Origin of the sequence: Serratia sp. AKBS12, from assembly GCF_024793895.1 — a bacterium.
In the GTDB taxonomy this organism is placed as follows: domain Bacteria; phylum Pseudomonadota; class Gammaproteobacteria; order Enterobacterales; family Enterobacteriaceae; genus Serratia_F.
This window is the reverse complement of record NZ_JANUSB010000007.1, coordinates 87,392-114,273: the sequence shown is the minus strand read 5'-3', so window position 1 is coordinate 114,273 and position 26,882 is coordinate 87,392. Positions and strand designations below refer to the sequence as shown.

General features: G+C 58.7%; 22 protein-coding genes. 8 read left to right on the top strand and 14 right to left on the bottom strand.

Going from position 1 to position 26,882, the window contains the following annotated elements:
• Positions 1-71: 71 nt before the first annotated feature.
• The 5 genes from NYE85_RS05120 to fdnG form a co-directional block, all read right to left on the bottom strand.
• On the bottom strand, positions 72-1,223 hold the full coding sequence (locus NYE85_RS05120) for a CfaE/CblD family pilus tip adhesin (RefSeq protein WP_309600849.1): 1,152 nt from the start codon (positions 1,221-1,223) through the stop codon (positions 72-74).
• A gap of 586 nt (positions 1,224-1,809) precedes the next feature.
• A complete protein-coding gene (gene fdhE, locus NYE85_RS05115) occupies positions 1,810-2,739 on the bottom strand; it encodes a formate dehydrogenase accessory protein FdhE (protein ID WP_259003508.1) in 930 nt (309 codons plus the stop codon).
• A complete protein-coding gene (gene fdoI, locus NYE85_RS05110; protein WP_259003507.1) occupies positions 2,739-3,374 on the bottom strand; it encodes a formate dehydrogenase cytochrome b556 subunit in 636 nt (211 codons plus the stop codon). Before fdoI ends, fdhE begins: the two co-directional genes overlap by 1 nt.
• On the bottom strand, positions 3,371-4,270 hold the full coding sequence (gene fdxH, locus NYE85_RS05105) for a formate dehydrogenase subunit beta (RefSeq protein ID WP_259003506.1): 900 nt from the start codon (positions 4,268-4,270) through the stop codon (positions 3,371-3,373). Before fdxH ends, fdoI begins: the two co-directional genes overlap by 4 nt.
• 12 nt (positions 4,271-4,282) lie before the next feature.
• On the bottom strand, positions 4,283-7,330 hold the full coding sequence (fdnG, locus tag NYE85_RS05100) for a formate dehydrogenase-N subunit alpha (RefSeq protein WP_259003505.1): 3,048 nt from the start codon (positions 7,328-7,330) through the stop codon (positions 4,283-4,285).
• A gap of 168 nt (positions 7,331-7,498) precedes the next feature.
• Between fdnG and fdhD the strand changes: the two genes are divergently transcribed.
• The 4 genes from fdhD (at position 7,499) to NYE85_RS05080 (ending at position 10,796) form a co-directional block, all read left to right on the top strand.
• On the top strand, positions 7,499-8,317 hold the full coding sequence (fdhD, locus tag NYE85_RS05095) for a formate dehydrogenase accessory sulfurtransferase FdhD (protein ID WP_405050655.1): 819 nt from the start codon (positions 7,499-7,501) through the stop codon (positions 8,315-8,317).
• Positions 8,318-8,444: 127 nt separating this feature from the next.
• Positions 8,445-9,065: a superoxide dismutase [Mn] gene (gene sodA, locus NYE85_RS05090; protein WP_259003503.1), complete on the top strand. Its 621-nt coding sequence runs from the start codon at positions 8,445-8,447 to the stop codon at positions 9,063-9,065.
• Between the two features lie 264 nt (positions 9,066-9,329).
• Positions 9,330-10,001 (top strand): 6-hydroxyaminopurine reductase, encoded by a 672-nt coding sequence (gene yiiM / locus NYE85_RS05085; RefSeq protein ID WP_259003502.1) that lies wholly within the window; start codon positions 9,330-9,332, stop codon positions 9,999-10,001.
• 21 nt (positions 10,002-10,022) lie between these two features.
• Positions 10,023-10,796: a class I SAM-dependent methyltransferase gene (locus NYE85_RS05080; protein ID WP_259003501.1), complete on the top strand. Its 774-nt coding sequence runs from the start codon at positions 10,023-10,025 to the stop codon at positions 10,794-10,796.
• Between the two features lie 54 nt (positions 10,797-10,850).
• Here the strand turns inward: NYE85_RS05080 and NYE85_RS05075 are convergent, their stop codons facing one another.
• Positions 10,851-11,213, bottom strand: a complete 363-nt coding sequence (locus tag NYE85_RS05075) for a YibL family ribosome-associated protein (protein WP_259003500.1) — start codon at positions 11,211-11,213, stop codon at positions 10,851-10,853.
• A gap of 73 nt (positions 11,214-11,286) precedes the next feature.
• Entirely contained in the window at positions 11,287-12,753 is a 1,467-nt protein-coding gene (locus NYE85_RS05070; protein ID WP_259003498.1) for a PLP-dependent aminotransferase family protein, read from the bottom strand.
• A 139-nt stretch (positions 12,754-12,892) separates the two neighbouring features.
• Between NYE85_RS05070 and NYE85_RS05065 the strand changes: the two genes are divergently transcribed.
• Positions 12,893-13,501: a LysE family translocator gene (locus tag NYE85_RS05065; protein ID WP_259003496.1), complete on the top strand. Its 609-nt coding sequence runs from the start codon at positions 12,893-12,895 to the stop codon at positions 13,499-13,501.
• Here NYE85_RS05065 and NYE85_RS05060 read toward each other — a convergent pair.
• From NYE85_RS05060 to glyQ, 6 genes are all read right to left on the bottom strand, one after another.
• Positions 13,498-14,049 (bottom strand): MltR family transcriptional regulator, encoded by a 552-nt coding sequence (locus NYE85_RS05060; RefSeq protein WP_259003495.1) that lies wholly within the window; start codon positions 14,047-14,049, stop codon positions 13,498-13,500. The genes NYE85_RS05065 and NYE85_RS05060 overlap by 4 nt on opposite strands.
• Before the next feature lie 153 nt (positions 14,050-14,202).
• Positions 14,203-15,357: a mannitol-1-phosphate 5-dehydrogenase gene (locus tag NYE85_RS05055; protein WP_259003494.1), complete on the bottom strand. Its 1,155-nt coding sequence runs from the start codon at positions 15,355-15,357 to the stop codon at positions 14,203-14,205.
• A gap of 52 nt (positions 15,358-15,409) precedes the next feature.
• Complete coding sequence (locus tag NYE85_RS05050) at positions 15,410-17,332, bottom strand: PTS mannitol transporter subunit IICBA (RefSeq protein ID WP_259003492.1); 1,923 nt, start codon at positions 17,330-17,332, stop codon at positions 15,410-15,412.
• Positions 17,333-17,853: 521 nt separating this feature from the next.
• A complete protein-coding gene (locus tag NYE85_RS05045; RefSeq protein WP_259003490.1) occupies positions 17,854-18,573 on the bottom strand; it encodes a DUF3053 domain-containing protein in 720 nt (239 codons plus the stop codon).
• A gap of 350 nt (positions 18,574-18,923) precedes the next feature.
• Positions 18,924-20,993 carry a glycine--tRNA ligase subunit beta gene (gene glyS / locus NYE85_RS05040; protein ID WP_259003489.1) on the bottom strand — a complete coding sequence of 690 codons (2,070 nt, stop codon included), beginning with the start codon at positions 20,991-20,993 and terminating at the stop codon, positions 18,924-18,926.
• Between the two features lie 9 nt (positions 20,994-21,002).
• Positions 21,003-21,917: a glycine--tRNA ligase subunit alpha gene (gene glyQ, locus NYE85_RS05035; RefSeq protein WP_004957056.1), complete on the bottom strand. Its 915-nt coding sequence runs from the start codon at positions 21,915-21,917 to the stop codon at positions 21,003-21,005.
• A gap of 261 nt (positions 21,918-22,178) precedes the next feature.
• Here glyQ and NYE85_RS05030 point away from each other — a divergent pair, with 261 nt between their 5' ends.
• On the top strand, positions 22,179-23,504 hold the full coding sequence (locus tag NYE85_RS05030; RefSeq protein ID WP_259003487.1) for an MFS transporter: 1,326 nt from the start codon (positions 22,179-22,181) through the stop codon (positions 23,502-23,504).
• A gap of 53 nt (positions 23,505-23,557) precedes the next feature.
• On the opposite strand, the gene NYE85_RS05025 is transcribed toward NYE85_RS05030, so the two are convergent.
• Positions 23,558-25,546: an autotransporter outer membrane beta-barrel domain-containing protein gene (locus NYE85_RS05025; protein ID WP_259003485.1), complete on the bottom strand. Its 1,989-nt coding sequence runs from the start codon at positions 25,544-25,546 to the stop codon at positions 23,558-23,560.
• A gap of 197 nt (positions 25,547-25,743) precedes the next feature.
• Between NYE85_RS05025 and NYE85_RS05020 the strand changes: the two genes are divergently transcribed.
• Together NYE85_RS05020 and NYE85_RS05015 are read left to right on the top strand one after the other, a co-directional pair.
• A complete protein-coding gene (locus NYE85_RS05020; RefSeq protein ID WP_259003484.1) occupies positions 25,744-26,352 on the top strand; it encodes a DNA-3-methyladenine glycosylase I in 609 nt (202 codons plus the stop codon).
• Complete coding sequence (locus tag NYE85_RS05015) at positions 26,352-26,759, top strand: N-acetyltransferase (protein WP_259003483.1); 408 nt, start codon at positions 26,352-26,354, stop codon at positions 26,757-26,759. The genes NYE85_RS05020 and NYE85_RS05015 overlap by 1 nt, the downstream gene beginning before the upstream one ends.
• Positions 26,760-26,882: the final 123 nt, after the last annotated feature.

The following is a 26,882-nucleotide window of genomic DNA, read 5'->3' as shown; positions in this document are numbered from 1 at the left end:
CGCTTTTGCTCCCGCCGCCTGCCGGATATGTTGCCAGCCACGCCGCCGGCCGCATTGCCGGCGGCGTGGCCTCAGGGTGCCAGCGCAGTGGCGCTCAGCTTCAGACGCAGCGTACCGGTATAGCGCCCGGCCGCCCGGCTGGCCTTGGCAAACGGCAGCACGGCAAGCGTCAGCGGTGTGGGCGTGCACACCACCGGGAAGGGGATACCCGGCAGCGTGACGGGGCGGATAAGCGCGCCGTCGACCCCGGTCAGGGTAATTTCCTGCCCGTTATTCACCGCCTGAGGCCGGCCGTTGTAATTGAGTGAGACGCGGTAGTCAATGCGGCTGGTGCCGTTGGCGCTATTGATCAGCGAGAAGATATCGGCTCCCCGCCCGCCGGCGGGCAACAGATCGGATATGCTGAGCTTCAGCCACGGGCTGTTGGCGTTGTAGCCGTCGTACAGGCAGGTGTCGATGGTGGCGCTACCGGACACCTGACCGCCGGGCGCGGTGGAAAGGGGCTGGGTGCGCAGGTTGAGATCAACCCGCGGCGTGGCGCTGCCAAAGGCCGGCAGGTAGATGGCGCCGTTATTTTTGTCGGTGATATTGAGGGTAATATTGGCCGCCCAGGTGGCCGCTCTTGTATAGGTAGATAGACGAAACTGATACAGCACCAGGCTGGCCTCCCAGACGCCGCCGGTAGGAATGCGATCCGCCTCGGCCGACGGGAGCCAGACGTCCAGCACCCGGCCATTGTAGGGCTTATTGTAGCAAGTATTATAACCGATAGATTGTATTGGCCAGCCCCCAGTATAGGGATTGCAGCCGTTGGCAGGATTGGCATAACCAAAAATCTGACCTTTCAGCGTCAGGATCACCGAGAGTCGGCTTCTTTTTTCCGTGAACTTTATCTTTATATCGCTGGTACCCCCGCCAGGACTAGAAAAAGGACAGGCTCCGGTCTCAACCGAGGATGCGCTGTTACAGATCCAGGAGTCCCGGCTGCGTGAATCAGAATCAGGTTCACTATTGCCCCCCTTTTCTGCCCGCCAGATCCATAACCTGCCGGCAGCGGCGGTCGAAAGCGCCCCCTGGGTTTTATCAAAGGCGTAGCTGACACTTTTGTTTTTATCAATATAGGGATCGTCAACGACGGCATGCGCGCAGTGGCTGATTAACAGGAGGATGAATAGAAGTGTGACTGAACTGAAGCCCTGAAGCCCTGAAGCCCTGAAGCCCATTATAATTTTTCATCTTGATGATGTCAATGTATTTCATAACCCATCCGATTGATTTATATACATTTAATCCATTACAGACCGACTGCTGCCGCGCGCGAGTTTATGGGGTGTTCCTCATTATTGTCCCCTTTGCCCAGCGACCGTTTGCCCATCCTGACCTGTCAATACGCGCCATGGAGCGAGGGGGGGAATATAAATCCGGCTCGCGCCGTGGGGGGAATGATTTAGTTTTAATTAACCATTACCGAGCAGATGAGAAATGCCGATAGCGCTCAACGCGGGTATACCCCGGGTCGGCTGCTGGCAGGGAGCCCGGCGCTGGTTGGGGAGATGAGATGCTGAATCAGGACGGAAAGAGCCGGTAAGGCGGCACCGGCAAGCCCGTTCCGGGCGAATAACGGGTGAGCAGCCTTCAATAGCCAAGCATGGCCCTGCGCACAGGTAGCTCCAGAGACTTGCAACGGGAATTTACCAGCCCCGGTGGCAACCCTGCCATGCGCTATCCCCGATTAAAAGGAAAGTCGCAGGTAAGAACACGTTAATGCTGGTAACAGAGGCGCGGCAAACCACGCCTCCGACGACCATCCTATTCGCCCGGGAACAGGAACGGGTTGATGCTGCTGCGGGCAAACCCTTCGTCTTCCATTTTGGCGTCAAGGATAAGCGTGGCCAGATCGTCGGCTACCGCTTCCACCTTAGGATCTTTTTCCTGATACAGAAGCTTCAGATAGGTGCCGCAGTCGCCACAGCTTTCCGCCTTCACCGCCGCCTGCTCGCTGTCCAGCGACCAGTAGTTGAGATCGCGGCTCTGCTCGCAGTTGCTGCACTTCACCCGTACCACATGCCATTCGCTTTCGCACAGGTTGCAGTGCAGGTAGCGCAGGCCGTTGACGGTGCCGATGTGTACCATACTGGAGACGGGAATGCTGCCGCACACCGGGCAAAACTGCCGGTGTTCACCATATTCGGCGCGCGCCTTGCCGGGGATAAGGCTGGCCATTTGCGCCCAGTACAGCGACAGCGCCGCCCAGATGAACGGCGCGTTTTCGCTGCCGACCTGCGCAAATTCACGGTTGAGCAACGCGCCAGCCATCAGCTCCAGTTCGTGGGAGGAGGCTTTTTCCAACTTATCCAGCACCACCGCGACGTGATCGGGCGCCTGTGGGCGCAGCTCGGCCATCAGCGCCGTCAGCAGTTTTTGCCAGTGTTCACTGCGCGGATAAACGCCGACGTCGAGCGGCGGTTTACCGCTGGCAGCACTTTGGCTCAGAGCATCGGACAGATCCAGCGTCAGCGGGTTGTCATGCAGCGCATGCTGCTGTGCCTCGGCAATGGTTGCGGCAAAGTTGAGGTAATCACCCAGCGGATGATCGACAGCCAGCTGGCGCAGGCGTTCAGCGCGACGGCCGTACAGGCTCTTCAGATTGGCGAAAAGCAACGGCGGAATTGCTTCCGCCGCCGTCGTCTTCTCACGCTGTGCCCCTAACTGCTCTTTAGGAACGATGCGGATACTCATCAGGGTTTATCTTCCTGTTGTTTTTCGCGGACCTCTCGGTACCAGCGCGGATGATGTTTCTTGGCCCAGGCGGCCGGCACCCAGCCCTCAACCATCGCGGTGATGGTGCCTTTTACCCACAACGCGGCGTAAATGTGCACCATAATCACGATAATCAGCCCCACCGCCGCCAGCGAATGCACCAGCAGCGCAATGCGGATCAGCGGGATGGAGAACGCCGGGGCGAAGTACGGCCGCCAGATGACGATACCGCTGGCCAGTAACAGCACCAGACTGACGATCGCCGCCCAGAATACGCATTTCTGACCGAAATTATAACGTCCGGTGTCACCCACCTCCTCATTCATGGCGATTTTGTGGATGTTTTTGGCCCAGACGATGTCTTCACGGTTGATCAGATTATGCTTCCAGTAGCGCAGGAACATCAGCAGAAACGCCGCGAACATCACCACGCCGGCAAACGGGTGCAGGATGCGCGCCAGCTGCGGCGTACCGAAGATGTTCATCAGCCAGTTGAAGGACGGGAAAAAGAACCCCAGCCCGCTGATGGCTGCCAGCATAAAGCAGAACGCCACGATCCAGTGGTTAATCCGCTCCGGCGCGCTGTAACGCTGAATTGGCTTTTCCTTCCTCATTTGCGCGTCTCCTCATCATGCAGCTCGTCGTTGTCTTCCTCTTCGACGCGGTTTGGCCCCACGCCGACGTAGTGGAAGATACTGGCTGCGAAGGTGGCCGCGAAGCCGATAGCCGCCAACGGCTTCCATACCCCTTTCCAGAACGTCACCGCCGGGCTGATGGTCGGATTGTCCGGCAAACCGTGATACAGCTGCGGTTTGTCGGCGTGATGCAGCACGTACATCACGTGGGTACCGCCCACGCCCGCCGGATCGTACAGACCGGCGTTCTGGTAGCCGCGGGTTTGCAGTTCGCTGACGCGCCCGGCGGCGACTTGCTTCATCGCGTCCTTGGTGCCGAAGTGAATCGCCCCGGTCGGGCAGGTCTTCACGCAGGCCGGTTCCTGGCCGACGTCGACGCGATCGACGCACAGGGTGCATTTGTACACCCGATTGTCCTGCTCGTTCATGCGCGGCACATCGAACGGACAGCCGGCGATGCAGTAACCGCAGCCGATGCAATGCTCCGACTGGAAGTCGACGATGCCGTTGGCATACTGGATAATCGCCCCCTCCGACGGGCAGGCCTTCAGGCAGCCCGGATCGGCACAGTGCATGCAGCCGTCCTTGCGAATCAGCCACTCCAGTTTGCCATTCTCCTCCACTTCGGAGAAACGCATCACCGTCCACGACTTGGCGGTCAGATCGGCGGGATTGTCGTACACCCCAACGTTGTGACCGATTTCATCGCGGATATCGTTCCATTCGGAACAGGCCACCTGACAGGCCTTGCAGCCGATGCAGGTGGTGACGTCGATCAGCTTCGCCACTTCTTCCTGGTGGTCGCGCGCGCGCGGCGCCGGCGTGAAGCCATTGGTAGCGGATTTACGAATAATGTCTTGAGATTGCATGGCCATAACTCGTCTCCGTTACACCTTTTCCACATTGACCAGGAACGCCTTGAACTCCGGCGTTTGCGTATTGGCGTCGCCGACGAACGGCGTCAGGGTATTGGCGATAAAGCCTTTCTTCGTCAGGCCTTCATAACCCCAGTGGATCGGGATGCCGATGGTGTCCACCTCCTGCCCGTTAACCTGCAGCGTACGAATACGCTTGGTCACCACCGCCTTGGCCTTGATAAAGCCACGGTTGGAGCTGACTTTCACCGTGTCGCCGTGCTTGATGCCTTTTTTCTCCGCCAGTTTCTCACCGATTTCAACAAACTGTTCCGGCTGCGCGATGGCGTTGAGCTGTGCGTGCTTGGTCCAGTAGTGGAAATGCTCGGTCAGACGATAGGTGGTGCCAACATACGGGAACTTGTCGGAAGTGCCCATCGCCGCCAGATCGTCCTTGAACACGCGCGCCGCCGGGTTGGACACCACGTTCGGGTGCAACGGGTTGGTGCCGAGCGGCGTTTCAAACGGCTCGTAGTGTTCCGGGAACGGCCCTTCCGCCATCTTGTCGGTGGCGAACAGGCGGCCCATGCCTTCCGGCTGCATGATGAACGGCCCGACGTCGCTGTCCGGTGCGGCGGTGCTGTAGTCCGGAATATCCGCGCCGGACCACTTGGCACCGTCCCACTCCAGCAGTTGGCGCCTGGCGTCCCACGGCTTGCCGGACGGATCCGCCGATGCGCGGTTATACAGAATGCGGCGGTTGAGCGGCCATGCCCAGGCCCAGCCCAGCGTATTGCCCAGTCCGGATGGATCGGCGTTATCACGGCGCGCCATCTGGTTACCGGCCGGCGTCCAGCTGCCGGCGAAGATCCAGCAACCGCTGGCGGTGGTACCGTCGTCGCGCAATTGCGCAAACGAACTGAGCTGTTCGCCTTTCTTCACCACCACTTTGCCGTCGGCGTCCAGCAGATCGGCCAGCGCCTTGCCGTTGCTTTCCATCGCCACCTCTTCCGAGGCAGGGTTGTCCGGGGTCAGATAGTCCCAGCTCATGTTCAGCACCGGTTCCGGCACCGCGCCGCCGTCGCGCGCATACATCTCGCGCAGACGGGTGAAGATGCCCGCCAGGATTTCCCCGTCGTTCATCGCTTCGCCCGGGGCGTCGGCGCCTTTCCAGTGCCATTGCAGCCAGCGACCGGAGTTGACGATCGAGCCGTTTTCCTCGGCGAAGCAGGTGGACGGCAGGCGGAACACTTCGGTCTGAATCTTCGCCGGATCGACGTCGTTGAACTCGCCGTGGTTCTGCCAGAAGTTGGAGGTTTCGGTGTTCAACGGGTCAATGGTCACCAGGAACTTCAGCTTGGAGAGCGAGGCGATCACCTTGTTTTTGTTCGGGAACGACGCCACCGGGTTAAAGCCCTGGCAGAAGTAGCCATTCACCTGGCCCTGCGACATCATTTCGAAATATTGCAGTACGTCGTAGCCCTTGTCCCACTTCGGCAACCAGTCAAAGCCCCAGGCGTTGTCCTTCTGCGCCTTGTCGCCGTAGAAGCTCTTCATCAGGCTGACAAAGAATTTCGGGTAGTTGCTCCAGTAGTTCACCTGCCCCGGCAGCAGCGCCTTCGGCGTGTTGGCGGCCAGGTAGCTGTCCAGATCGGTCTGCTTGTCGGACGGCAGCGACATGTAGCCGGTCAGGCTCTGCGACAACAGGCCAAGGTCGGTCAGACCCTGAATGTTGGAGTGGCCGCGCAGGGCGTTAACCCCGCCGCCTGCCATGCCCATGTTGCCGAGCAACAGCTGGATCATCGCCATGGTACGGATGTTCTGTGCGCCGACCGAGTGCTGTGTCCAGCCAAGGGCGTACAGGAACGAGGCGGTTTTGTCATTCACGCTGGTTTCGGCGATGTATTCGCACACCTGGAGGAAATCCGCCTTCGGCGTGCCACAGATATTTTCCACCACCTCGGGGGTATAGCGGCTGACGTGCTGTTTCAGCAGATTCCACACGCAGCGCGGATCCTGCAGCGTGACGTCACGCTTGGCATAGCCGTTTTCGTCGAGCTGATAGTTCCAGCTGGTTTTGTCGTAGCGGCGGTTTTCCGCGTCGTAGCCACTGAACAGGCCGTCTTCGAAGCTGAAGTCGTCACGCACCAGCAGGCTGGCGTTGGTGTAGGCTTCAACGTATTGGCGGTTGATTTTTTCGTTGGTCATCAGGTACAGCAGTACGCCCGACAGGAAGGCAATGTCGGTGCCGGAACGGATTGGCGTATAGAAATCCGCCACTGATGCCGTACGGGTAAAGCGCGGATCGATGACGATCAGCTTGGCTTTATTATGAATTTTGGCTTCCATCGCCCAGCGGAAACCCACCGGATGCGCTTCGGCCGCGTTACCGCCCATGACGATAACCAGATTCGCGTTCTTGATATCAACCCAGTGGTTGGTCATCGCACCGCGACCAAATGTTGGAGCAAGACTTGCTACCGTTGGTCCGTGTCAGACACGCGCCTGGTTGTCTACGGCAAGCATGCCGAGAGCGCGACTAAATTTTTGCGTCAAATAACCGGTTTCGTTGCTCGATGCCGATGCGCACAGCATGCCGGTGCTCAACCAGCGGTTGACGGTCACGCCCTGTTCATTTTTGGCAATGAAATTGGCGTCACGGTCTTCCTTCATCAGTTTGGCGATGCGGGTAAACGCGTCATCCCAGCTGATGCGCTGCCATTTGTCGGAACCGGGTGCACGGTATTCTGGGTATTCAAGCCGGCTTTCGCTGTGGATGAAATCCACCAGACCAGCGCCTTTCGGGCAAAGCGCGCCGCGGTTGACCGGATGGTCCGGATCCCCTTCGATATGGAAAATGCTTTGTTTGGCGTTTTTGGCGCCATCGCCAAGGCTGTACATCAACAGCCCGCAGCCGACGGAACAATACGTACAGGTATTACGGGTTTCACGGGCGCGCAACAGTTTGTACTGCCGCGTTTCCGCCAGCGCCAGTTCCGGGGTAAACCCCAAAGCGGCTACCGTCGTTCCTGCCATACCGCCAGCGCAGATCTTAAAGAACTGCCTTCTGCTGACCTGCATGGGGATCTCCTTTCTCTATCGCGATTGTCACATTGTTTCGAATGCGCTTTCCCCGCCGAAGCGTGAAGCGCTAAAATAACCGTTGTTATATTTATAACGATACAACCGCCACATATTACCATACGGTAACTGTGGTTGTTACAAACAGGTGCCAGTAAAGTGAACAATATAGACCTAGAGCAGCAAACAAATGCGATCGCGCTCACAGGCGTGAGTCGCACTACGGTATTTCAACGCGGTCAGTTGGCTACTGCCCAACAGGACTGGCTGGCGGAAGAAGTGCCGGTAGCTCTGGTCTATAACGGTATTTCGCACGTGGTGATGATGTGTTCTCCCAAGGATCTCGAGGCGTTCGCCCTGGGATTTTCCCTGTCGGAAGGCATCATCGCGTCACCGCGCGACATTTACAGTATAGAGATTAATCAGGTCTGTAACGGACTGGAAGTGGATATCGAGCTTTCCAGTCGCCGTTTCGCCGAACTCAAGCTGCGCCGTCGTGCGTTGGCCGGCCGCACCGGCTGCGGCGTGTGCGGTATCGAACAGCTGGCGGAGATCTACCGCCCCATCCCGCCGTTGCCGTTCAGCCAGCGCTTTTCCCTTAGCAACCTCGATCGCGCGCTGGAACAGTTACGCCAGGTGCAACAGGTCGGTCAATTGACCGGCTGTACCCACGCTGCCAGCTGGATCACGCCACAGGGCGAGATGCTGGGCGGCTGTGAAGACATTGGCCGCCACGTGGCGCTCGACAAACTGCTCGGCGTGCGCGCCGGACAGGACTGGCAGCACGGCGCGGTGCTGGCCTCCAGCCGCGCCAGTTACGAAATGGTACAAAAAACCGCCATGTGCGGCGTGGAAATCTTATTCGTTGTTTCTGCTGCCACTTCTTTGGCGGTGGAGATCGCCGAACGCAGCAATCTGACGCTGGTCGGATTCAGCCGCACCGGCCGTGCCACGGTGTTTAGCCATCCTCAGCGTATCGTTGATTAAATAAAAACCACACAAATCATCAGGCATTGATAATCATTTTCAATATCATTTAATTAACTATAATGATCCGACTGCTTACGCGGTGCTTACAACCTTGCGCCGCCCAACAACACTGGAGACGATGATCATGAGTTATTCACTGCCATCACTGCCGTACGCTTACGACGCACTGGAACCGCACTTTGACAAGCAGACGATGGAAATCCATCACACCAAACACCATCAGACCTACGTCAACAACGCCAACACCGTGCTGGAAGCTTATCCCGAGCTGGCTTCGCTGAGCGTTGAAGAGCTGATCCAGGACCTGGACAAAGTGCCAGCCGACAAGCGCACTTTCATGCGTAACAACGCGGGCGGCCACGCTAACCACAGCCTGTTCTGGAAAGGCCTGAAAACCGGCACTACCCTGTCTGGCGATCTGAAGGCGGCTATCGAGCGCGACTTCGGCAGCGTTGAGAAATTCCAGGAAGAGTTCGAAAAAGCCGCTGCGACCCGTTTCGGTTCCGGTTGGGCCTGGCTGGTGCTGAAAGGCGACAAACTGGCGGTCGTTTCCACCGCTAACCAGGACAGCCCGCTGATGGGCGAGGCGGTTGCCGGCGCATCCGGTTTCCCAATCATTGGTCTGGACGTGTGGGAACACGCTTACTACCTGAAGTATCAGAACAAACGTCCTGATTACATCAAGGCATTCTGGAACGTGGTTAACTGGGACGAAGCGGCAGCACGCTTCGCCGCGAAGAAGTAATTCGCGCCACGCCCTGCCGATGCCCGCTTGATGCGGGCATTTTTTTGCCTGACGTTCGCCAGAATGCATCCCGCATGCCACCCGCCGCCGGGCAATTAAATTTGCGCAGCATGGTAAAAAGCGCACATAAAAACCGCCAGTCAGGCTATGCTGTTTTCCTGACAACTTTACCCCACCGCCAGCGCGTTTCAGCGCCTGCGCCCACGCCAGCGGCGCGGCAATCTTGAGACCTGCCGGACGCCGGGTAAGCGAAACGGAGGCGCTATGCATCACCCTGAAGTTTATATCGGCCAGATCCAACCCTATGACGGCGGGCGCCCCAGCGCGATCGCCAAACGGCAGGTGGACGGCGCCGTCAAGCTGACCCCGCTCGGCCTGGAAGGCGATCAGCAGGCAGAAAAAAGCTTTCACGGCGGCCCGGATCGCGCGCTGTGCCACTACCCGCGCGAACATTACGCCCACTGGCGCGAACAGTTCCCGGCGCAGGCCGATCTGTTCAGCGCGCCGGCGTTCGGCGAAAACCTGTCTACCGCTGGCCTGACCGAGCACCAGGTGTTTATGGGCGATATCTTCCGCTGGGGCGAGGCATTGATTCAGGTAACTCAGCCGCGCTCGCCATGCTTCAAACTCAACTATCATTTCGCTATTGACGATCTGTCGGTGCTGATGCAGCAGAGTGGCCGCTGCGGCTGGCTGTACCGGGTGATTTCTCCCGGGCAGGTCAGCAGCGATCGTCCGCTGGAGCTGGTGACGCGCAACAGCGAGGTGTCGGTGGCCGAGGCCATTGGCATCGCCTGGCACATGCCGTTCGACGAAGAGCAGTATCGCCGTTTACTGTCGGTCGCCGGGCTGTCTGCCAGCTGGAGCAAAACCCTGCTGCTGCGTATCAGCGAAGGCAGGATAGAAGACTTTAATCGCCGCCTGCTGGGCCGCTGAATCATTATGGCAGGAGAAGATATGACACAGTCCATTCACCACGCCGCGGCCACCGGTTACCAGAGCAACGCCGACCGCTACGTCAAGGGACGACCGGGCTACCCAACGGAGATCGCCGACTGGCTGCGTAATGCGGTTGGCCTGCACGCAGGGCAAACGGTAATCGACCTGGGTGCCGGTACCGGTAAATTCACGCCGCGCCTGCTCGATAGCGGGGCGGAGGTGATTGCCGTCGAGCCGATCGTACCGATGCTGGACCGGCTCGCCGCGGCGCTGCCGCAGGTGAAGACGCTGGCAGCCACCGCCGATGCCATTCCGCTAGCGGATGAATCGGTTGATGCCGTGGTCTGCGCCCAGTCGTTCCACTGGTTCGCGACGCCGCAGGCACTGGCTGAAATCCAGCGCATTCTCAAGCCCGGCGGCAAGCTCGGCCTGGTGTGGAATACGCGCGATGCGCGCGTCGGTTGGGTGCGCAAGCTGAATCAGATAGTCGACCGCTACCAGGGCGATGCGCCGCGTTTTTATACCGGCGAATGGCGCAGACTGTTCCCCGCCAAAGGGTTCGCGCCACTGCATGAGCAGGCGTTTATCTTTGGTCATCGCGGTACGGTCGAGGACGTGCTGTATAATCGCGTGCGCTCAACCAGCTTTATCGCCGCGTTGCCGCAGGTACGGCAAGAGCAGGTGATCGAACAGGTTCGCCAACTGGTGGCGCAGGAAGAGGAATTGCGTGGGCAGGAAACCGTCACCGTACCGTATCAAACCAAGGCGTTTGTTACTCACAAGCTCGGTTAACGGCGGCGACGGCATTGAACAGCGGGGGGGCAGCTCTCCCCGCTGCGTATGGCATCAGAAGGCTTTTTTCGCGTAGCCGGTGACCACTTTCAGGCCCATTTCACGACCCAGCGCCGTCATCGGGTGCACGACTACCAGGCCACGTGCGCTTTTCTTCAGGGCACCCATGTCGGCCTGCTCTTTCTTGGTGATTTCACGGCTGAACGGCAACTGTTGCAGCTTTTGCGCTTCGTTGCTCAGCTTCTCGACGCGCACGTTTTTCAAGCGCTCGATTTCCGCAGCCAGTTTGTCTTTTTCTTTTTGGTGTTGTGCGATCAGATCCGGGTTGCCCTGTTGGATCACGGTGGCGTCTTTATGGTTCAGTGCGTCCAGCAGGTCGCTAAGGCGCTTGATCTCTGCCTTTTCTTTCTCTTTCATGGTGTCTGCCTGGGGTGCCGCAATCGGCACGTTAAAAAGGGGTTTTGTGCATTGTAGCAAAATGCGCACGCAGTTACCCGCCCGCTGCGATCCCCGGCGGCAGGCCGCTCATCTCGCAAGCCTTGGCACCAACCCGCGCCAGCGCATGGCTGTAGCGCGCATTGAACGGATAACAGCAGGAAAGCCGCAGTCCGTTACGGTAACGCCCGCTCGGCGAATACAGCGTACCCGGCGTCAGGCAGATTTGCTCTTCCAGCAACTGATGAAACAGCCGTTCACTGTCCACTCCCGGCGGGAACTCCACCCAGAAGACAAACCCACCGGCTGGCTGGGTTGCCAGCGTGCCACGCGGAAAGTGGCGGGCAATCAGCGCCCGCGCCTCGTCGACCTGCGCGGCATAGCGTTTGCGCAAATTGCGCAGATGATGATCATAGCCGCCGTTTTCCAGGAACGTTGCCAACGTTTCGCACAGTAATTGCGATTCGGCCATCGACGAAACCGCCTTCAGTTTGCGCAACGCGTCGGTGAACCGCCCACCGGCTACCCAGCCGACGCGAAAATCAGGCGCCAGCGTTTTGGTGAAGCTGGAGCAGAACAGCACCCAACCGTCGCGGTCGAACGATTTAACCGACGGCGTCTGGCTGGTGCCGAATTGCAGTTCGGCGTATAACCCGTCTTCAATCAATGGCACCTGATGATCGTTCATCAGGCGTGCCAGGCGTTTTTTGGCCGCCAGCGGCAGCGTGCACCCCAACGGATTCTGCACCGTCGGCATGGCGATCACCGCATTCAACCGCCGTTCGCTCAGCAACAGTTCCAATGCGTCCAGCGACAGGCCGTGCTGCGGATCGGTGGGAATTTCAATTGCCTTCAGCCCCAGACTGGCCAGTAACGGCAGCAAATAAAAATAGGTGGGCGATTCCAGCCCAACACAATCCCCCGGCTGCGTGGTCACCCGCAGCGCCAGCTGCAAGGCCTCCATGCAGCCGTGGGTCAGGGTGATATCGGCCGGGTCGAGCAGCATGCCGAGCGTCAGCGCGCGCCGGGCGATTTGCTGACGCAGCCGTGAGCTGCCGGGCGGCAGCGCATATTTGCCGATCAGATCCGGCTGACGGCGCAATTGCGACGCCAACATGCGGCTCAGTTTGCCACCGGGGTAAAAATCCGCGGTCTGCGGGCAGGCGAGCGAAATATTGGTAAACGCCGGGTTCTGCTGCGCGGCAAATACCGTATCGATCAGCGCCAGCACGTTATCGGCCGGTGCCTCGAAACGCGTACTGGGAGCCGAAGGCGTTTTTGGCGCAGGCAGTATGCTGCGCACGTAAAAACCGGACTGCGGCCGCGCCTCGACCAGCCCGCGATCTTCCAGCGTGCGGTAGGCTGCCACCACCGTATTGATGCTGACGCGGTGTGACTGTGCGCAGCGTCGTACCGAGGGTAGCCGACTGCCGGGCATCAGCACGCCGCGTCGGATGGCTTCGGCCAGCGTATCCGCCAGTTGCAGGTAGCGGACTTCCGGGCTTTCATCAAGCAGGGTCACAGTTTCTCTCCGAATAAGGGGTACAGTTGGCTTTAGGTATGATTGTACCCATTACAATAGCTGTTTTTTGCATCTGTCACCACGTCAGGTCACGCCTTATGCTGGAGGTTGTTGCCCACAACCGTTTAAGGAACTTGCCATGCTCGATTCAGCCTTTGTCAGCTACGTGACCGTAATGTCGATCACACCCGGTCCGAACAATCTGCTGCTGGCCTCGTCCGGCGTTAACTTCGGTCTGCGTCGTACCCTGCCGATGCTGTTCGGCATCAGCGCCGGCTGTGCGATACAGTTGGCGCTGACCACCAGCCTGCTGGCTGCCATTCTCAGCTGGGCCACGGTATTACGTTTCCCGCTGGCGGTGATCGGCTGCGCCTATCTGCTATGGCTGTCATGGAAACTGTTCAATGCCGCTTCGCCGGCGTCAAAACAGCAGGCGCAGCCAATGCGCTTTGTCAACGGCGCGCTGTTTCAGGCGGTCAACCCAAAGGCCTGGCTGATGGCGATTAACGTCGCGATCCTGTTTACGCCGCGCACCGGCGCCAGTCTGAGCCATACCCTGTGGGTGATAGCCGGCTTTACGCTGCTGAACTTCCCTTGCGTGATGGTGTGGGCGATATTGGGCGATCGGCTGCGTGATGCGCTGCGCGTAGCGTGGAAACTGCGGTTATTCAATGGCGTCATGGCCGGCCTGATGGCGCTCACTGCGGCCTGGTTACTGTTTGACGAATGGCGTGCGGCGTTCGCTTAAGGCGGTCCGAGAGGGGAAAGACGCGAAGGCTGTTTGGCACCGATGCCGGCAATCAGCTCGGTCACCGACAATACCATGGTGGAACGCACCATCTGCTGATAACGCTGGCGCTGCATGGCAATCAGCGATTCATCCGCCTCGCCGGGCTGCAGGAAGGTCGGCACCGGCGGCAGCGCCGTTACGCAGTGCAATTCACCGAACGGGCCGAGTATTTCGTCATCGACAAAGCGGTATTCGGCGCCGTCGTGATTAAGCTCTTCACGCATCGCCATCAACAATTCGGCATCCTCGTATTCGTGGCGGGAAATGACCCCCAGCCCGTACAGCAGTTTCAGCCGTACCGACAGCTCACCCAGCGGCCCGGCGCCGGACAATAGCGGTTCGACGGCATACTTCACCGCGTAGTCGTCCTTGCGGAAAACCTGCACCACCAACACGTTGAGCGCGTCTGCCAGCAGATCAACCGCTGCGATCAGAAACCCGCGTACCGTCTTGCCGGCGTTGAGCTTTTCCAGAACCTGATTTTCAAATGCCTGAGTCTCGATCATCGTCGCTTTTCGCATGGCGTAATAGGGTGATTGATTGGCTGCATCACCCTTTGGTTCATTGCCAATAGAGGTTGGCCCGGAAGTGGACAGCACACCGCCCCCGGAGCGTACACCAGGTGCATGCGGAGTTCGAGTGCTGCCCAATCTCGAAACCTAGCGGCGTTGCATGGCGTTATACACAGCCACGGCGTTTTCTACAACCTCGCTGTCCTCCGGCAGACCGGAAAGCTGAACCAGCGTGGCTTTTGGCCCGCGCGTATTCAGCAGTTCCACCAGCTCTTGCGCCTGCGGATCCTGTTCGCTGCGGTAGTGCATGGCGGCGGCAATGCCCTGGATCAGGTTATCGTGCGGCAAGCCGTACTCCAGCGTGCCCAGCAGCGGTTTGATCAGCCGATCGCCGGCGCTCAGTTTGCGCAACGGCTGGCGCCCCACCCGCTCTACCTCGTCATGCAGATACGGATTTTCAAAACGGCCAAGGATTTTCTCGATGTAGGCCGCGTGCTTCGCCGGGTCAAAATCGTAGCGTTTGATCAGCACCGCGCCGCTCTCCTCCATCGCACCTTTCACTACCCGGCGGATCTGCGGATCGAGAATCGCATCGCGAATGGTGTTCAGCCCCGCCTGTTGGCCGAGATAGGCGGTGATGGCATGACCGGTATTCAGGGTGAAAAGTTTGCGCTCAACGAACGCCATCAGGTTGTCGGTCAGTTCCATGCCGGCGATCGCCGGCGGTGTTCCCTTGAACTGGGTTTGATCGACAATCCACTCGCTGAAGGTTTCCACCGTCACTTCCAGTGGATCCTGGCTGTCGGCTCTGGCCGGGGGCACGATGCGATCCACCGCAGAATCGACAAAGCCGATGTGTTGCTCTACCCACGCCTGCTGTTCTGCCGTCAGCGCGGCGAACACGTGCTGCTTCAGCTGGCTGGTACCGCGCACCATGTTTTCACAGGCGATGATGTTCAGCGCGGCCTGATTGCCCTGCTGCTGGCGTGTGATCAGCCCTCTGGCCAGCGTGCCGGCGATTCTTTCCAGCACCTGCGGGCCAACGGCGGTGGTGATGAGGTCCACCTCGGCAATCAGCGCCAATACCTGGTCACTGCCGCTGTTCACCGCGTTGACGTTGATCACCGGTTCAACGCGCGCCTGTTCGCCCACCACGTGTACCTGGTAGCCGTGACGCTGGTTGATTTCATCCAGCACCGTTTGGTTGACGTCAGCAAAAGTCAGTTCGGCGTGCGCATCGGCCAACAGTTTACCGATAAAACCACGGCCGATATTCCCGGCTCCGAAATGTAATGCTTTCATAATGATACCTTCTTGAAAATAACAAGGGCGCAGCAAGCTGCGCCCCAGTGGATTAGGCTTTCTTACCGCTTAACAGATCCAGCACTTCCTGCGGATTATTGGTTTGCGCCAGTCGCTCGATCACCGTTTCATCATCCAGCGCATTGGTCAAACTGGTAATGACGTGGATGTGTTCGTTGTTGCGAGCGGCAATACCGATCACCAAACGCGCCACGTCGTCTTCGTCGTCACCGAAGCGCACACCCTGCGGGTACTGGCAGAACACCACGCCGGTGCGCAATACGCGGTCTTTGGCCTCGATGGTGCCATGCGGCACGGCGATCGACTCGCCAAGGTAGGTCGAGGTCAGTTTTTCACGCTCCAGCATCGCCTGTACGTATTCCGGCTCAACGTAGCCACCCTTCACCAGTTGCTCGCCGGCAAAGCGGATCGCCTGCTCCTTGTCGTCGGCTTGCAGGCCAAGGAACACGTTGTCTTCACCCAGTTTGAACAGGTTCTGTGCGCTATCTTCAAAGCTGTCGTCCAGCGCGCCCACTACCTTCTGCTGATTGTCGCTGGATTTGTTGGCCGCCAGCAGGCGCGCCGTCAAATCGCTGTACAAATTGCCGTCGAGGAAGTTGCTCAACGAGATGTGCTGCGCCTGCGGCGCATGACGCATCGCCCGCTCGGTCAGATCGCGGTGGGTGATCACCAGATCAACGTCATCCGGTAAGCTGTTAATGGCACTGTTGGTGACAGAGATGTGTTTCAGCCCGGCATCGGCCACCTTCTTGCGCAACACGCCGGCGCCCATGGCGCTGGAGCCCATACCGGCGTCGCAGGCCACGATGATTTTGCGCACCGTGCTCAGGTCGCCGTCTACCATCGCATTTGCCGCTGGCTTACCCCCCTTGGACGAAGACTTCATGTCCTGCATGCGGCGGGTGGCCTCTTCCAGCGAGTCTTCGTCCTCTTTCACTTTCGAGGTTTTCAGCAGGAACGCCGCCACCACGAACGACACCGCAAAGGCCGCGCAGATCGCCGCCAGGTTGGCAAAATAGGCGCCTTTTGGCGTCATCGCCAGAATAGCCAGAATCGACCCCGGTGACGCCGGGGAAACCAGGCCGCCATTCAGCAGCGTCAGGGTGAACACCCCTGTCATACCGCCGAGAATTACCGCCAGCAGCAGACGCGGGTTCATCAGCACGTATGGGAAATAAATTTCGTGGATGCCGCCAAAGAAGTGAATGATGGCCGCACCGCCGGCCGACTGCTTGGCATTGCCGCGTCCAAAGAACATATACGCCATCAGCACGCCCAGACCCGGGCCCGGGTTGGCTTCAATCAGGAAGAAGACTGATTTGCCGGCTTCGGTTGCCTGCTGAATACCCAGCGGCGAGAAGATACCGTGGTTGATGGCATTGTTGAGGAACAGAATTTTTGCCGGTTCGACGAAGATCGACGTCAAAGGCAGCAAGTTGTTCACCACCATCACGTGTACGCCAGCGGCCAGCAGCTTCGACAATGCTTCGACCAACGGCCCGATAGCCAGGAACGACAGCACGGCCAGCAGCATACCGATAATGCCGGCGGAGAAGTTGTTCACCAGCATTTCAAAGCCACTTTTGATCTTGCCGTCGACCCAGCGGTCAAAATGCTTGATCGCCCAGCCGCCCAGCGGGCCGGCAATCATCGATCCCAGGAACATCGGCATATCGGCACCGACAATCACCCCCATGGTGGTGATCGCACCCACCACCCCGCCGCGCTCGCCGCCAACCAGCTTACCGCCGGTATAACCGATCAGCAGCGGCAGCAGGTAGGTGATCATCGGACCAACCAGTTTGCCTAACGTTTCGCTCGGCAGCCAACCGGTGGGGATGAACAAGGCGGTAATGATACCCCAGGCGATAAATGCGCCAATGTTGGGCATCACCATGTTGCTCAGGAAACGGCCAAAGTTCTGCACTTTGACCTTGATATCTGGTGAAAACATAAAACACACCCCTGTAGTGAAGCGGTAATAGCATTACGCGCTAACGATAAGGAGCGCGCGTTTCTTGTTGGTAGCGAACCGATTTGCCGTAAACCGGCAGCGTTGGTGCTGTATGCGAAATGGACTCTACCACGCTCTGTTTACTACGCGTACCTTGCGGAATTTTTGTGACAAACATCACTAAATAGACACCCATTAACGGGTATTTATAGTGATTAAGATCACAATTTAGCAGTGTAAAAAAAGCACATCGGTCGTGAAACGCCGTTTTTACCGTTATTTGTGTGATCTTAATCACATTGTTAAATGGCGGGTTTGTTTTGAAAATGTGATGTTAATCACAAGATATTTTCACGCCAGGCGTCAACGCCAGCTAACGGCGTTGTTTCATACCATGGTCACGCAACGCGCAGGCATGGCTGAAAGAAAGTTACGCCATGGCGCAACGGCGTTGTTTTGAAGTGTAGTACACCAATGGGAGGGTGAAGACAGAGGCGGCAGCGCCGCCTCCGGAAGAGGTATTACTGCATTACCTCGAGTACCGCTTTTTGTGCGCTCAGCAAGCCTTGCTGTTTAGCCACCAGATTCGACATCATGGTGTTGTACTGCGTAGCCTGCTGCTGGCTGCGGAACTGCACGCCGCCGTTGTTGAAACTGACCTGATTGCCCTGCGCCTGCAAGTAATCCCCGACCTGCACCAGATCCTGTACAAAGCTGGCAGTGGTCGGTATTGCCGGCATCAGCGCATTGGCCGGTGCGGTGACAATCTTGTCGTACGCCTGGTTGTACACTGCTTTCAGCGAGTCCGGCTGTTTCAACGCCGCGTGGGCGGTATCAGCCTGCGATTTTGCACTCTGAATCTGCTGTCCAAGCAGATTGAGCGCGCCCACCGCTTGCCGGAGCCCGTCACGCTTGCTGATATAATCCTGCGCGCTGCGGATCTGATTAATCTGGTCGAGCGCCGGCGTCAGGCTGGCGTCCACAGATTTGGTCAATTGTTGCGAAAACCCGACCAAAATCGCGTAATCGCCGGCATAGTTGCCGAACTTCTGTTTCTGGTCTTCGCTCAGCGTCGGGATCTTCACTCCGCTGCGCATAACCGTATTCTGTAAATACTCAATGAATGCCTTGCGCTGTTCCGGCTCTTTATCGCCACAGGCGGTCAACTGCATGACCACCAACAATGCCAATACCGGTGCCAACCAACGCGTAATGCCTCTGCTCTGGATCCCTACCGCCATGTGACATAACTCCTGTTATAAACCTGCTTTTTCATCAGCTCCCTGCCTTTTTCCGCACTCCCTGCGCCTATAAGAATAGATCAACTGGCGGCGATCCGATACGCGATTCCGCCTGCGCCGCGCATTCCCTTGGCTGACGGCGGCAAAACGGCTGGGTACAGCGTCGGGAAAGAGCGCATGAGCCGATCCTTAGTCCCAAAGTCACGCCACAAGACGCGGAGTTGCTGGCGGCGCTATCGCTTGACCGCCGCCGGCATCGAGCAGCGACGCCAGAAGTAAAAAAGGCGCCCGTAGGCGCCTTAGGTTGCTGACAACGCAGGAAAAAGCGTGGGTTTTCCTGCGTTGCGGGGTTATTGCAGCACTGAAATGTCTGCAACCTGCAAGAACAGCTCCCGCAGTTTGCTCAGCAGGGTCAGGCGGTTGACGCGTACCGCGTCGTCTTCTGCCATCACCATTACGCTTTCGAAGAACTCATCCACCGTCGCACGTAGCGCAGCCAGCTCCACCAGCGCGTCCTGATAGCGGCCTTCGGCGAAAAACGGCTCCAGTTTGTCGCGCAGCACCACCAGGTGCGTTGCCAGTTTCAGTTCGGCCGGTTCTTTCAACACCGAGGCGTGAACGTGATCGTTCAGCGTATCGGTCGACTTGGCCAAAATGTTGGAAACGCGTTTGTTAGCTGCCGCCAACGCCGCCGCCTCTTCCAGCGTACGGAAGTGGGTCACCGCCTTGACGCGTGCGTCAAAGTCCGCCGGCTTGGTCGGGCGACGCGCCAGCACTGCCTGGATGGTATCAACCGCGTGGCCTTCTTCCTGATACCAGGCGCGGAAACGGCCCAGCATGAAGTCCACCACGTCGTCGACCACGTTGGCGTTGGTCAGCTTGCTGCCGTACAGGCGCGCGGCCTCTTCGGTCAGGGTTTGCAGATCCAGCGGCAGGTTCTTCTCAACGATGATACGCAACACGCCCAGTGCCGCGCGACGCAGTGCGAACGGGTCTTTATCGCCTTTCGGGTGTTGCCCGATGCCGAAAATGCCGGCCAGAGTGTCCATCTTGTCAGCGATGGCCAATGCGCAGGCCACCGGCGATTGCGGCAGCGCATCACCGGCAAAGCGCGGCTGGTACTGTTCGTTCAGCGCCACGGCAACGTCTTCCGCTTCGCCGTCGTGGCGCGCATAGTGCATGCCCATCACGCCCTGGGTGTCGGTAAACTCGAACACCATATTGGTCATCAGGTCGCACTTCGACAGCAGGCCAGCACGGGTTGCGTGATTGACGTCTGCACCAATCTGGCCAGCGATCCAGCCTGACAGCGCCTGAATACGGTCGGTCTTGTCGCGCAGCGTGCCCAACTGCTGTTGGAACAGCACGGTCTCCAGACGTGGCAGGTTATCTTCCAGGCGCTTCTTGCGATCGGTATTGAAGAAGAACTCGGCATCGGCCAGACGTGGACGCACCACCTTCTCATTGCCGGAGATAATTTGCTGAGGATCTTTCGATTCGATATTGGCCACGAAGATAAAGTTCGGCAGCAGCTTGCCGGCAGCGTCGTACACCGGGAAGTACTTCTGGTCGCCCTTCATGGTGTAGACCAGCGCTTCCGCCGGCACCGCCAGGAATTTCTCTTCGAACCTGGCGGTCAGCACCACCGGCCATTCCACCAGGGAAGCCACTTCTTCCAGCAGGCTTTCGCTCAGATCGGCCTTGCCGCCGATCTTTTCGGCCGCCAGCTCAACGTCACGTTTGATGATGGCTTTACGCGCTTCGTAATCCGCCACCACTTTGCCGCGCTCCAGCAGGATTTGCGGATACCGATCGGCATTTTCCAGCGTGAACTGCGCTTCGCCCATAAAACGATGGCCACGTACGGTACGCGCAGAGTCGATACCCAGTACGGTTCCCGGGATCAGCGCATCGCCCAGCAGCATGGTCACGGTATGCACCGGACGCACGAACTGAGTTTCTTTATCACCCCAGCGCATCAGTTTCGGAATAGGCAATTTGCTCAGCGCAGCGCTGACCATGCCTGCCAGCAGTTGCTGCGCAGATTGGCCTTTAACCTGTGCGCGGTACAGCAACCACTCGCCTTTGTCCGTCTTCAGACGTTCGGCCTGATCGACGGTGATACCACAGCCGCGCGCCCAGCCTTCGGCTGCTTTGCTTGGCTTGCCTTCGGCGTCAAACGCCTGCGCAATCGCCGGGCCGCGTTTTTCGACTTCGCGATCGGCCTGCGCCGCGCTCAGGTTCGCTACTTTCAGCGCCAGACGGCGCGGTGCGGCAAACCAGTTGACCTCGCCGTGCGCCAGGTTGGCGTTGTCCAGCTCAGCGCTGAAGTTGGCGGCAAAAGATTCCGCCAGTGAACGAAGAGCCTTCGGCGGCAGCTCTTCCGTGCCGATTTCCACCAGGAAAGTCTGTTGAGTCATGGCTGCCTCTTAATTCTCGTTCTTTTTACACATCGGGAAGCCCAGCGCTTCGCGAGAAGCGTAGTAGGCTTCGGCAACGGCTTTGGTCAACGTGCGAATACGCAAGATATAGCGCTGGCGTTCGGTGACCGAAATCGCCTTGCGGGCATCCAGCAGGTTGAAGGTGTGGGCAGCTTTCAGAATGCGCTCGTAAGCCGGCAGCGGCAGCGGTTTTTCCAGCGCCAGCAGCTGTTGCGCTTCTTTTTCGTAATGCTCGAAGCAGGTGAACAGGAAGTCAACGTCAGCGTATTCGAAGTTATAGGTCGACTGCTCGACTTCGTTCTGATGGAACACGTCACCGTAAGTGGTGATACCGAGCGGGCCGTTGCTCCACACCAGATCGTAAACGCTGTCCACGCCCTGGATATACATCGCCAGACGCTCCAGACCGTAGGTGATTTCGCCGGTCACCGGCTTGCATTCCAGGCCACCAACCTGCTGGAAGTAGGTGAACTGCGTCACTTCCATGCCGTTCAGCCACACTTCCCAGCCGAGTCCCCAGGCGCCGAGCGTCGGGTTTTCCCAGTTGTCTTCAACGAAGCGGATATCGTGAATGGTCGGATCCAGCCCCAGCTCTTTCAGCGAGCCCAGGTACAGTTCCTGAATGTTTTCCGGCGATGGCTTAATCACCACCTGGAATTGGTAATAGTGTTGCAGGCGGTTCGGGTTTTCACCGTAGCGGCCGTCGGTCGGGCGGCGGGACGGCTGCACATAGGCGGTGGCCATTGGCTCTGGGCCAAGCGCACGCAGGCAGGTCATCGGGTGAGAGGTTCCCGCGCCGACTTCCATGTCCAGCGGTTGGACAATGGTGCAGCCCTGGCGCGCCCAATAATCTTGCAGTGTCAGGATCAGGCCCTGAAAGGTCTTGGTATCAAACTTTTGCATGTTGGATTCGCACGCGATACAAGTGGATTTAATTGGAATGCGCCAGTATACCCGTTGACCGTAAGATATACAGCCAGAATCCGGTATCCGTTTTCATCAACGTGCAAAAAGCCCGCATTTCGCACCATGCTGGGGCAGCCGGGCGTTGGATACGCCTGTTGCCCACCCCCGCCGACGGCAAATCCCTACGGCCGCCCGGTTCGAGAAGCTGGCACCGATCTTGCTCCACTCCGATATCAATAATGGTCAGGAGATTGGCGCATGCAGACAGACAGCCGTTATCGTTACCGGATTTTCGCCATGGTGTTCTTTATCGCACTGATTAACTACGTCGATCGCGGCGCGCTGTCGTTCGCCGCCAACGACATTTCCCGCGAGTTTAACTTCGACAAAGCACAGTTGGGCGCAGTATTGGGCTATTTTGGCTTCGGCTACCTGTTTGGCTCGTTGTGCGGCGGTTTTCTGGCCGATCGCGTCGGCACCAGGAAAGTGTGGCTACTGGCGGGCGCGCTGTGGTCATTATTGGAAATCGCCACCGCCTGGGCCGGTGAGCTGGGGGTCGCGCTGTTCGGCGGCTCGGCGATCATCGGCTTTGCCGCGTTGCGCATCATGTTCGGATTTGCCGAAGGCCCGGCCTACGCGCTGATGAACAAAACCATCGCGCACTGGGCGCCGCGTAAAGAGCGCGGCTTCGCGCTGGGCATCGGCCTGTTGAGTACCCAGGTGGGATCGCTGCTAACCGCACCGCTGGCGGTGGGGTTGCTGCTGCTGACCGATGACTGGCGCAGCATGTTTATCCTGCTCGGGCTGTTCTCGCTGATCGCCATTGTGCTGTTTGCCCGGGTGTTTACCGACACGCCTCAACAGCACCCGCTGGTTAACGCCGACGAACTGGCGGTCATCGGCGCCGATCAGCAAGCAGATGACGGGCAACATACGCGTTTGCCCTGGTGGACATTTTTTACCAACCGCACCCTGGTATTCAATGCGCTGGGGTATTTTTCCTTCTTGTACGTCACCTTCGTATTGGTGACCTGGGGGCCGAAATACCTGCAAGACACCTTTAACTACGATCTGCACTCGTTGTGGTATGTGGCGATGATCCCATGGAGCGGTGCCTGTTTCACCGTGCTGCTCGGTGGTCGCATTGCCGATGGGCTGCTGCGACGCTTTGGCAATTTACGGCTGGCGCGCAACCTGTTTGCGGCGGTGACGCTGCTGCTAACCGCCTGCTGCTTTTTGCTGATCCCGTTCATGCATAGCCCGGCCGCCATCATTCTGCTAATGACGCTGGGCAACGCGCTCAACGCGCTGGTGAACAATGTCTATTGGTCAGTGGTCATTGACGTGACGCCGAAAGCGTCGGTGGGCGCCTACAGCGGCATGACGCTGGCCGTCGCCAATCTGGCGTCGATCGGCGCACCCATGCTCAGCGGCTGGCTGGCGCAACATCACGGTTATGGTGCGATGTTCTTCGCTACCGCCAGCGTCTCCTTTTGCAGCATGTTGTGCATGACCCTGCTGCAACCGGAGAAAAAGATTGTCGCCGTCGAGGCGCCCCACAACGCGGCGCGTTACCTGGCCTAACGCCATGGTGGCGAGGAGATACGGAGGCGGAAGCCTCCGTTGACTGTCACCGATCAAAACCGCGCGCTGACGCCGACGTTGTACATAAACTGCTCGCCGCTGCTCAGACCGCCGGTTTGCGAAACGGTAGCGAACGCCGCGACCCGATCGCCCAACGGCAGGTTGGCACCGACGGTAACGTCGACCCAGTTTTTATCCTGTCCGGCTGCATCACGGGTAAACGATGTCTGGGTTGATTTCAGCCCGCCGCCAGCCCGGTAGACGTCATCGCCAAACTGATGCTGATAGCTGATTTCGGCGTACGGGTTGAACACGCCAAAATTGCTGTCCAGCCGCCAGCCGAGCGCGCCGATTTGCGAATGGTAGGTTTGATCGTCAAAGCGCATGGCGGTGCTGTCGTTACCGTCTTCGCTGTAACCGGACACGTTGCTGTAATCCCAGGCGAACTGCGCCATCGGCCCGGTGGTCAGGTAAGACGTCAACGGCAGATCATAGCCGGTAGTCAGCCGGGCCCCCCATTGTCTGCCTGAGGTGGAGCCGGTTTCGCTGCGCGTCAGCCCCCCCAGCCGCATACTGCGGCGAATGTCATCGTAGTCCAGCTTCGCGAAGTGCAGATCGGCGTTTATCCAGCCATGTTCGAACAGCTCCAAGGCGGTAAAGGCGGAAAACAGCAGCCCACGCGCCTGGTATTCATAGCGGCTCGACGGCTGCTGATCGTCGTTAGAACCGGCAATCAGCGCGCCAATCAGCCAGCCGTCGGTCAATTGGTAATCAACGCCAACCGTCAGGTTATGCGTGGTGGCATTGCCGTCACCGGCCGCCGCGTTGTCGGCATAGTCATAATGCTGACCGGCATAGCCGCCAAACACCCCCAGCGCGCCCGTCGGATTATCACCGCTGCGCAACTGCTGCAAGCGACCGTCGAGAGTGGCACGGCTGTCACGTGCCATCGCCGCCGTCGCCTGATTCAGCGCCACCACCTGCGCCGGGCCGTCCAGCACCGCTTGAATGTAATCGGCGATCAGCAGATGCGCCTGCGGGCTTGGGTGGAAATGATCGGCAAACAGGAACGACTGGCGGTTATCAAATCCCGGCGTCGCGCCAGTGCACACGGCTGACGACACGCCGGCCGGACAGGCCATGCCGGCGGTGTTGGTGAAACCGAACTGCTGCGGATTGGCGATGGCTTCGCCAAACAGCTTATTGACGTCAACGCGCACGATATTGCCGCCACCCTGCGCCAGTAAGCGGTCTTCACTGCTGTTGTAAAAATCGGTCAATTGACCGGCCTGCGCGCTCAGACTGTCATACGCGGCGATCAGCTGCGCGGCAATCACCTGCTGCACCTGCGGGTTGTTGCTGCCTTGCGCCGCCGCCGCGCTCAAGGCTTGATGAATAGCCTGCTGACGCGCTACGCCGTCTGGCGTAGCCAGCGCATTGAGGGTGGCATACGCCGCCTGCAACGCCGCCGCCTGTACCGGTGCCAGCGCCTGTTGCACGATCAGTTCCATCAACTGCGGCGTAGAGCCGATGTTCGGCACCGTCGGCACAATTACCGTGCCCGCGCCGGCATCCAGCAGCGATCGCACCTGCATCGCCGCCGCCGCCGCGCTGTGGTAGCTGACACTGGCGGCAGACGTCGGGTTCAGCGCCGCAGCCGCCAGATCGTTGCCGCCGATCCAGTGAATATAAAGCCCGTCGCCGTCGGCCTGGCCGTTGACGCGGGCAAGATAGCGCTGCAGCTGATCCTGGGTATTGTCCGTCGGGTTGAGCGCCGGCACCGCCACGCCGCCACCGGCCGCATAGTTGTCGCCGCCGTTGTCCGATGCCAACAGCGCCTGGCCGATACGCTGCGCCAGCGCTTCGTCATACAGCAGATGCTGACTGCCGTCGTAGGTGAAGCGCCCGTTGTTGCCGCTATCGCTCAGACTGTCGCCAAACACGTAAACCCGATCGTATGCCATTGCCGGCAAAGCCAGACAAAAGGCTAAAGCCACCGCCAGCGCCGCCGGTTGGGCAGCACGTATTATTTTTAGAGGCATGAATCGACTCCTGAGAGCCTGCAAACTGAAGAAAACCGCCTGGTTGCCATTGACCATTTTTTAAACGGCACTGTAATAAATATTGTCTGCTTTGTGCCCACGTCAAGTCGGGAGAAGATAAAATAATCAGTGGCTTGCCAAATGTCGCTTTTACGGCAATGATAACTGTAAATATACCCAGCATAAGGGCCGACAGTATGACAAACCTCCGTTGCGGTTGGGTGACAGCCGATCCGTTGTACCTGGAGTATCACGATCAAGAATGGGGTACGCCGACTACCGACACGCGTGAACTGTTCGAAATGCTGTGTCTGGAAGGGCAACAGGCGGGGCTGTCCTGGATCACCGTGCTGAAAAAGCGCGAAAACTATCGCCGTGCCTTCCATAACTTCGATCCCCAGCGCGTCGCCGCCATGACCGAACAGCAGGTGGAAACGCTGTTGCAGGATGCCGGCATCATCCGCCATCGCGGTAAAATCGAAGCCATCATCGCCAACGCCCGCGCCCTGCTGGCGATGCAGGAGGCAGGCGAAGACTTCGTCGAGTTTATCTGGCGTTTTGTCGACGGCCAGCCGCAGTTGAACCAGTGGCAACAGTTGAGTCAGGTGCCGGCAAAGACCGAAACCTCCGACGCCATGTCCAAGGCGTTGAAGAAACGCGGGTTTAAATTTATCGGTTCCACCATCTGCTATGCCTTTATGCAGGCCAGCGGCCTGGTGAACGATCACCTCACCGGCTGTTTCTGCTACCCAAAGCCGCAAGCGGCTTCATCCGCCCCAGTCGGGACAGCGATCTCGAAGAGCTGATGGCGCTGTGGCAAGCCAGTACCACCTTCGCCCACCCGTTTATCAATGCAGATTACTGGCAACAAAGTGCGCAACAGGTACGCGACAGTTACCTGCCGCGAGCGCAAACCTGGGTTTACCAACGGGCTGGACGCATCGTCGGTTTCATCAGCGTGCTAGACCAGCGTTACCTCGGCGCACTGTTTGTGGAACACGCCAGCCAAGGCCAGGGCGTCGGTCGGGCGCTGATGACCTACGTGCAACAGCACTATCGCTGGCTGGTGCTGGAGGTCTATCAGCAAAACCTGCGCGCCTGCGCTTTTTATCGCAAATACGGCTTTCAGCCGGTAGAACGCCTGTATAACCAGGAAACCGCCGCTTATACCCTGATCATGCACTGGTCGGCCGGCGCATCCCCCTCACCATGAAGCAACGTTGCGCTTCCCACCATGGCCAGAACGGTTTTCGGAATCCGCTGCATAGCCATATGGCGCCTTTTGCCGGATAACTGGCGCTGCCGAAAAGCGGAAGCAATATAATTTGTCACCTTT